8 protein-coding genes are annotated in these 8,264 nt (G+C 42.8%); all 8 read right to left on the reverse strand.

The window, feature by feature from the left end; translation table 11 throughout:
• Positions 1-741: type VI secretion system accessory protein TagJ (locus IQR33_RS26845; protein ID WP_193844222.1), on the reverse strand; the 741-nt coding region annotated here is incomplete at its 3' end.
• A gap of 10 nt (positions 742-751) precedes the next feature.
• A complete protein-coding gene (tssC, locus tag IQR33_RS26850) occupies positions 752-2,263 on the reverse strand; it encodes a type VI secretion system contractile sheath large subunit (protein WP_053303680.1) in 1,512 nt (503 codons plus the stop codon).
• A gap of 52 nt (positions 2,264-2,315) precedes the next feature.
• Positions 2,316-3,809, reverse strand: coding sequence for a type VI secretion system contractile sheath large subunit (tssC, locus tag IQR33_RS26855; protein WP_085569005.1), 1,494 nt, complete (start codon positions 3,807-3,809; stop codon positions 2,316-2,318).
• Entirely contained in the window at positions 3,809-4,339 is a 531-nt protein-coding gene (gene tssB / locus IQR33_RS26860) for a type VI secretion system contractile sheath small subunit (protein ID WP_005375949.1), read from the reverse strand. The genes tssC (IQR33_RS26855) and tssB overlap by 1 nt, the downstream gene beginning before the upstream one ends.
• 15 nt (positions 4,340-4,354) lie before the next feature.
• Positions 4,355-5,470, reverse strand: a complete 1,116-nt coding sequence (gene tssA, locus IQR33_RS26865; RefSeq protein WP_193837718.1) for a type VI secretion system protein TssA — start codon at positions 5,468-5,470, stop codon at positions 4,355-4,357.
• Entirely contained in the window at positions 5,463-6,257 is a 795-nt protein-coding gene (locus IQR33_RS26870) for a PP2C family protein-serine/threonine phosphatase (RefSeq protein WP_193837719.1), read from the reverse strand. The genes tssA and IQR33_RS26870 overlap by 8 nt, the downstream gene beginning before the upstream one ends.
• A 9-nt stretch (positions 6,258-6,266) precedes the next feature.
• Positions 6,267-6,962 (reverse strand): type VI secretion system-associated protein TagF, encoded by a 696-nt coding sequence (tagF, locus tag IQR33_RS26875; protein WP_005375944.1) that lies wholly within the window; start codon positions 6,960-6,962, stop codon positions 6,267-6,269.
• Positions 6,944-8,264, reverse strand: a 1,321-nt coding sequence (gene tssM / locus IQR33_RS26880) for a type VI secretion system membrane subunit TssM (RefSeq protein WP_193844223.1), incomplete at its 5' end; no start/stop codon positions are given. The genes tssM and tagF, both read right to left, overlap by 19 nt.

Genomic DNA, 8,264 nt, shown 5'->3' on the forward strand with positions numbered 1-8,264 from the left:
CGAATCACCGACTAACCAACATTTTTGACCCAAGCCAACAAAAGATTCTTGCTCACCAATCTGCTTCCAATCCGTTTCTCGACCTAACTTTTGCGCATCGGTCTCTGAGTCAACATATGTCAACGGCATATGGCCTTCGCCTTCACCAAGTCCATCGATATCAAACTCGACAGGTCGCCAAATACTCTCTAACAAAGAAGTAGGTGCTTTAACTTCTAGCGTATGGATGCTCGATATGGGTACAAGAAAATAGTTACCTGCTGTAGAAAACAGTTCAATGTAACCACCTAAACGATCATCAATATCTCTAGCATCTTCGTAGTTTGTGCCGTTTACGTTAAACCCTTTAATAGTACGATGCTCTTCAATGCGATGCGATAGACGTGACGCTTCTTCGTACTCTTGATTTCCGAGAGCAAGATTAAATCGAACAAGCTCTTTAGTTAATTCCTCATCACCTATTACTTTGGCACTAGCCGCACCATTGATAAAATCCTTTCTAGCTTGAGCTGCTTTCACTAAATGTCGTAGCTGACTTGCACCAGGCAGATACTCAGGAAACAATTTAATCGATTGCATGAGCTGAGCGTCCGCACGCTCGAAGTCCCCATCAATGCAAAGAAGCTCAATGAAGGAACTTCTCAAGCTCGCATCTTTAGGTGTTGCTTTAATTTCATCAGTTAATTGCTCTAGAGCGTGTTGCAATAGGCCTTGGGACAAAGCATTTTTCCATTGAGTCATTGTTATTTCCTTACACCATGTGCTCTGGTGATAATTCGGTAATTAATTTAATGCTAGATACCATTTGATCGAGTTGAAAATGCGGTCGCAAATGGATAACTGAGTAATAATGTCCAGGAGTTTCTCTTTTCTCTCGAACTGTAATTTTCGCTTCATTTAGGGGGTATTTAGCTCGAAGCTCATCAGACGCTTCATCTGATGCGGTAGTGTACTGATGTAACCAGCGTTGAAAGTCACGCTCTAGGCTTTCTGCGTCTTGATACCCACCAATTTTGTCACGCCCCATAACCTTGAGATAATGTGCGACTCGCGATACACACAATGTGTATTGCAACATCGATGTCAGTTTTGCATTCGTTGAAATATGCTTTTCTGCGTATTGTTTGGGCTTGTAGAGAGATACATTCGAGGTCATCCCTACCATATCAGTCTCAGGTATTGGAGAAATAGAAATAAAACCGCACTCAGACAATTCTTGCTCTTTTCTCTCAGTGATTTTCAAGTTTAACGGACATCTTTCACGATCATTCTTGCCATTAACACGCATCGTGCTCCTTGTAGGAGCGACGATAATACCCTGACTGTAATCGCCTTGTTTAATCCCTCGCATATGCGTGAACCAACCATGTTCCTGAAATGCTCTAATTGATACAGCAGCAAAACAGTACGCACTACTCCCCCATAGCAAATCTCGGTTGGAGTCGTAGATGTGTTCTTGAAAATTGAATTTATCATTCCGCGAGCCATCACTTTTGTATGGCTGACGGAACAAGACGTTAGGTGCAGTCAAACCAATAAATTTAGCGTCATCGTTATCTCTCAAACTACGCCACTTTGCATAATCTTCCTGTTCAAATTGGGCTGCTATATCTCTTATCGCAGAGAGTTGAGCGAAACTATCAACACCAAACATCTCTGGCGATGCAGACATGATAAATGGGCTGAATGCTGCAGCTGCAGACTGAGAGATCTTACTCAACACAGACAGATCTCTATCAAAATAATTTTTACTAGGATCACAGCGAAGCTGATAATCTCCAACCACCACACCAAAGGGTTCTCCCCCTGCCATGCCATATTCATTTTGATAGAGCAACTTAAATAGTGCTGATTGGTCAAACTCGATGGCTTTTAAAGCATCTTTACTGATTTCATTCCATGTCGCCGTTAAAACCTTAACTTTTACAGAGTCCGATGAACGAGAATCAACCTGTTCACATAAATACCTAACTCCAACCCACCCCCTTTCGAGCTGTTGAAACTCAGGATGATGTAATATTTCATTTAGTTGAGATTCTAATAGCTCATCAATGCGGTTAATTGTGTTCATCACACTATGACGAAAGCTGTCCAAATCTCTTGAACGTGTACCTTCTAGCCAAATTCGCGCTGACGCTACAAGATCAGAAGATTCATTGAATCGAGTCAACCACGGGCTATCAAGTTCAGCATAGCCTCCGGTACTGAACTCATGTTTTAGCTTGCTAGGGTCGCGAAAGTTAAGTGACACTGCTAATTCCATCTAGAACATAAAGATTGGTCATGGCTGGCCTTTCGACCAGCCAATTCATTTCTTATCCACCTGACTGAGGGATCTTTGCCACAAGTCGCAAAGATGTGGTCAGTTCTTCCATTTGTAACCAAGGCTTCAGCCATGCTACGGCATTGTAAGAACCAGGTGCGCCAGGAATTTCCTTAACCTGAACACGAGCGTCTGCTAGAGGGTATTTCGCTCTGATCTCTTGACCACCGCCTTCAGAAGCATTGACGTAACCTAGGATCCAGCGGTTCAGCCAAGACTCAACGTCTTCTGCTTCCATAAAGCTACCAATTTTATCTCGAGCCATTACTTTCAAATAATGCGCAAAACGAGATGTTGCCATCATATAAGGTAGGCGGGCAGAAATGGCCGCATTGGCCGTTGCTTCAGGGGATTCATGGTTCGCTGGTTTTTGACAGGTTTGCGCACCAAAGAACACTGCATAGTTGGTGTTTTTGTAGTGACAAAGCGGTAAGAAACCAAGCTTACCAAGCTCCGCCTCACGTCTGTCGGTAATACCAATCTCTGTTGGGCACTTCATATCAGGGTCGCCATCATCACTCATGAAGAAATGCGTTGGCAAGTTATCCACTCGACCGCCGCCTTCTGCACCACGGATGGCAGTACAAAATCCATATTTTGAAAATGCGTCGGTTAACTTAACACCAAGAACATACGAAGAGTTCATCCAACAGTAGTCGTTATGTTCAGCGTTAACAGCAATACCTGAAACAGGATCTACTTCGAACTCTTCAAACCCAAACTCTTCGACTGGAGCGGTAGCTTGTCCGTATGGCAAACGAGCAAGGACTTTTGGCATCGTCAGACTAACGAAGCGCGAATCGGCACTCTCGCGGAACGAACGCCATTGGGCGTATTCTAGTGATTCAAATACCTTATCTAGGTCGCGTGGTTTTGACAACTCAGTCCACTCATCAAAGCCGAATAGTGCTGGTGAAGCTGCGGACAAGAATGGAGAGAAGCCAGAAGCCGCTACATTTGACATTAGGCGTAACGACTCAATATCTTCTGGGTGGTTGGTAAACTCATAGTCTCCAATCAATGCACCATACGGTTCACCACCAGCACTACCAAACTCAGACTCGTAAACCTTTTTAAAGATCTGGCTTTGATCAAACTCAACAGCTTTGCTCAAGTCTTTATGTAGCTCTTTCTTGGTCATGCTCATCATGCGAACTTTCAGAGTAGAGCTGGTCTCTGAATTCATCACTAGATAATTTAAGCCGCGCCAAGAACCTTCGAGTTTCTGTAATTCTGGGTGATGCATTACTTCAGACAACTGATCAGAAATCTGCCTATCGAGCAAATTAATCGCTTCACGAAAAGTTACTGTTAGGTTTTTGTTCCAAGTAACTGTCCCTTTCATTGCTTCTTCAGCGAGCGTTTTAATCAGCTCCTCAGCACGAGAAGCTTCGGTCTGCTTAGTCGCACCAATAGCTTGATCTAAGAATGAAGTTGTCTGTTCATTAACAGTTAGATCCAACTGTTTTTCAGCTTCAGTCGTCATTATTCCGCTCCTTCAGTACTGTCTGACTTCGCTTTCTTGCCAAGATCTAACTCGCCTGCAAGTCTTGCCAGATTGTCTGTATTGTTCAAAACATCCTCTAGGATATTTTCAAGCTCTTCTGAGCGGTCAACTTTTGTCATCAAATCACGCAGTTTATTACGCGTTTCCATCAATTGGCGTAGTGGATCAACTTGATTTACGATCGCAGCAGGCTCAAAGTCTTGCATTGATTTAAAGTTTAAATCGACCTCAAACTGTGAATCGTCATTCGCAAGCTTATTCGCAACTTTAAACTTCACCGATGGATTCATTTTTTTGAGTACATCGTCAAAGTTATCTCGATCGATCTGAATAAAACGGCGGTCTTTTAATGGCTTCAACGCTTCTGTGTTTTGACCAGCGAAGTCACCCATTACACCTACAACAAAAGGCAGTTCTTTCTTAAGAGTTGTACCTTCAGTTTCAACATCATAGGTAATGTGGACACGAGGCTTCCGTACTCGTGATAGTTTCGAGTGGATACTCGTCATACCATTCTCCCTTTATTAATTTTCATTTTGTTCTGCTATGCCAACCAAACGGAAGTAGCTTTTCTTTGCATCCCCGTCGGAGATAAGTTCCGCCAGTAACTCCGGCAGAGGCATCCCACACCAACGAATGATCTGTTCGATGGAGTAAGAAACTGGTGAGTGAGGTTCACTCTCTCGGAAGAAATCAGCTACTTGCTGCAATTGTCTAATTGCCTGCTCTCGTGATTTCATGTTTGTCGCTAATAATGCATCACAACTTTGTGCACTTAACGGTTGTTCAGAAGAAGATTTATCAAGATCCTCTAGCTCTTCAATCACTGCTTGTGGTTGATTAAAACGATCTCCAAGAAGGTGCTTTAATGCCGAGTGTATTGATTCAAGTCTTTTTGATATATAAGAGCTAGGAGTCACATCACCGACCGCTTCATCTAATCGCTGACTGAATTCATTAAATGATTCCGTAGCGAACTCCAAATCCGTGATTAATTCTCGATAAAACGTATCAGAAGTCGACTTAACCGTAGTTGCAATTTCAGATAGCTCAACAGCCCCAAGCTCGACTCGATTTCGGCGCTTATCTTCGTCTAAACGCTCAAGCTCGATAGCTTGCTGATATTCCCAATAGGCATAAGCTTGCTCCACGCCTAAGTCAGTCAATGGTATACAAGCAATTGGAAAAATAAGTGTTCCTTCACTATCGATACCATTGAGGCCAATAATCGCCGATATTCTTGTCTCAATACCATCTTCATCAGGCATTGGGTACAGATCATCCCAAAAGTTCTCAATTAAACTGGTTGCGAGTTTGTAGCCAACGCCCATACCACGAAAACCATACAATCGAGTTAGGGCTTCTATAAGCCAGGCAACAAATTCCAAATCTTTAGACTGATTCGTGAGTATTTCTGGGACATCTTCAATAAATACTCGCCATAAATTACTGTGGGTATAGATACTTTCTTCTTCTATAAGAGCATTACGTTCAGCGTTGCGGGCGGCCATACGCTGATCTTTCAACCGATAGTAAGCAGACTGTGGTGATACATCCTCTCTAGGATCAATACCTGTAGGATTTTCTTGAGATATAGGAGCCAACGCTTGTTCATACCAATCAAACATTTCATTACTCATAAGCTCTCCCTCTTAGAAAGACAGGTATCGTCGCGTCTTCTCTAGTTACTGTTTCGCACTCCGTTTGCGCTTGGCGAACTTTGATCAAAGCACAAGTTACGTTATCACTTGCGCCCCGAACCAAAGCCGAATGCATGAGCGCTAATCCAGCTTGGTTGACTGAGTCTGCATACAATGTCCGATGAATTTCATCACTCGTAAGTTCCTTAGAGAGTCCATCGCTACAGAGTAGAAACTGATCGCCGTCAGCCAACTGCCCTGAAACTTGATCAATAGTGACACTTTCGTCGACCCCAACAGCTCTGGTAATAACATTTGCAAGAGGGTGCGATTCGGCATCTTCAAATGCCAATAAGCCCTGATCCACTAAGTCCATGACTTGACTATGATCACGTGTTTTTTGGACAAAATTACCATTTCTAAGCTGGTAAATTCGGCTATCACCCACCCAAAGACAGTGGTAATACCCATCCTGAATAAACAACAAAACAAGTGTTGTTCCCATCGTTTTACCGTCTAAGTGATTTTGTGCGTATTGGTAAATTTCTAAGTTCGCTTCTTGAACCACTCTTCGGATATCATCGATATTAGTATTGGAGACATCCTGCATGTGACGCGCGACTCTATCCACTAGCATCTGGCTTGCTATATCGCCAGCACTGTGTCCACCCATTCCATCGGCAACCACCCAAATATGCTGTTCTGTCATATCCAACAGAGCATCCTCGTTATAAGGGCGTACTTTTCCTGCGTGCGATTTAGCAAAGGTAAAATAGTTCCAATTCATTCTTCTATCCTACCAATTCCACTTTTTCCAGCCGCCATCAAGCATGGCTGAAAACTGACCAATTGAAGGAAATCCACTAGTAATGAACATGCATGGTTCAACCTTCGTTGAACCTTCAGTCCACCAAAAACATGGTTTACTCAATTTTTCTTTAATGAGGTAATTCAAAAGCGTGTTTTGATCAGTATTGCCGTGATCATGAAAAACTGTAGATATTTGGCTTTGATAAAGAAACTCTAGAGGCTTCACTTCACTTGTTACATTCGCAACGAGGTCATTTTTTTCTTGAGTACTCTTATGCCAAACATCAAAGACAAAGTCGTCCTCAAGTACTGAAAGAGCAAGAGCGGCACTGTCCTCGGTCCAAGCTCTGTCACCCCAATATTGCGCAGCTTCACCTTTTACGGCACGAGCTATAGTAAAGAAAAAGTATCTACCGCATGCATCAACACTAGGAATCATGCTACCAATGTAGGTTGAGTCTTCTAAATAGCTAATATCCAAAGCAAAGTGCCACACAGGAGCCGTTAAAAAGTGCTCATTCCAGCTTTCACCCAGTTGTTCCCTGCTGACTGCAATAACCGCCTGTTGCCAATCATGCCAACGCTCCGAGAAATCTTGTGATAAACCATCTTTCACAAAGTCCCCTTTTGCAGGCATTTTACCGATATAGCCCCAGCCTGATGTTATAAGGTTCGTGGACATCTGAACCTCTCCATTTCATTTGACCAAAACGGATTAATGGCACTAGAAGGAATAAGCTCTAGCTGCACCTTATTTCCCTTTAAATCAATCATAACTATATTGTCTTTACGCGATTCTGGCCTTGCTTTAAGTGATTGATCCAAAAGCTTGAATATGCCCCACTCACCTTCATAGGTATGCGCAATTTCGCGTTTAGATTCAGGTGGTGTGAACACAATTCGAGTCTGATCTTGACCGGCAGGCCAACTCAACGATTTAGCTCTTGCTGGTCCATGCTTATAAACCAAATCTTGTCCACCCAACTCTAAGACAAATCGAGTAATGTGCTGGTCTAGATAAACAGGCTTCATCCCAAACTCTACGCGTAATGAATTATCAGATTCAAAGAAAGACTGCCTGATACGTTGCGCTCTTTGAAAGACCATTAGTGTTTCTGGACGAACTCCAATTTCCTTTTCTAATCGCCAACGACTTTTCGAAGTATCCACAAACGGTTCGAGGTATTCTTGGAAGAATGCGTCAAGCGTACCTCCATAACCAAAGAATCGCTTAAAGTCTTTCAATCTAACTTCTCTGCTCGCGTTGGGCTCGAATGGATATCTGCCAGCAATAGTCCGCTGATAAGGGCGGACCACCTGTGTTACCCAAAGTTGATTTAGATGATCCTTCGAACCGCTCTCCGCAAACTTAACCGACTCTTGAGAAAGCTCACCTAGCCATTGATTAAATGGTCTCGGCAAAAGTTCTTTAGCACGAGCGAAGGAAGCTGCGACATCTTGTGTAACGGTTCCATCTAAAATACTTTTGTAGGCAATTTTCTGATTGTTACCAGAGCTTGATAAGTCACTTAAATACGAACGCAAGTTAACCATTGCTTGTTGAATATCATCAAAGTCTTGCTCACCAAGGCGTAAGATCTCTGAAAAATGCGATTCGACTTCTTTACCTGGCAGAGCAACATTGAAGCCGTTTTCTTCAGGTAAATACATGTCTAGTCTATCTGCCGTATTTGAAAACTTAACTTTGGCAACTTTACCAGCAACTTCAGAAGCGGCTTTTTGATTTTCTGACAATGATACTTTTGATAGAGCAACCTCTTTTTGGATTGCTCTCAACAAAGATTCGATTGGTCTTTCAACTCCAGATAAAACCCTCGCTTGCTCTGTCGCAAGTTCTAGGCTCGGAGCCTGCTTCAATTGAATATCTTCGATCAACGTTTTCCATTCATTAACATAATCTTGATAGTATCGAGACTGAACGCCTTGGATGGCACTATCTTGATCAATTTCATGAGCCTTAAGA

This window comes from Vibrio sp. OPT46 (genome assembly GCF_015163535.1).
Classification (GTDB): domain Bacteria; phylum Pseudomonadota; class Gammaproteobacteria; order Enterobacterales; family Vibrionaceae; genus Vibrio; species Vibrio alginolyticus.

Bases quoted from the DNA above. Each gene is read 5' to 3' on its own strand.
- tagF (WP_005375944.1), bottom strand. From the start codon at position 6,962: ATGTCCACGAACCTTATAACATCAGGCTGGGGCTATATCGGTAAAATG.
- tssC (WP_053303680.1), bottom strand. From the start codon at position 2,263: ATGGAATTAGCAGTGTCACTTAACTTTCGCGACCCTAGCAAGCTAAAA.
- IQR33_RS26870 (WP_193837719.1), bottom strand. From the start codon at position 6,257: ATGAATTGGAACTATTTTACCTTTGCTAAATCGCACGCAGGAAAAGTA.
- tssC (WP_085569005.1), bottom strand. From the start codon at position 3,809: ATGACGACTGAAGCTGAAAAACAGTTGGATCTAACTGTTAATGAACAG.
- tssA (WP_193837718.1), bottom strand. From the start codon at position 5,470: ATGAGTAATGAAATGTTTGATTGGTATGAACAAGCGTTGGCTCCTATA.
- tssB (WP_005375949.1), bottom strand. From the start codon at position 4,339: ATGACGAGTATCCACTCGAAACTATCACGAGTACGGAAGCCTCGTGTC.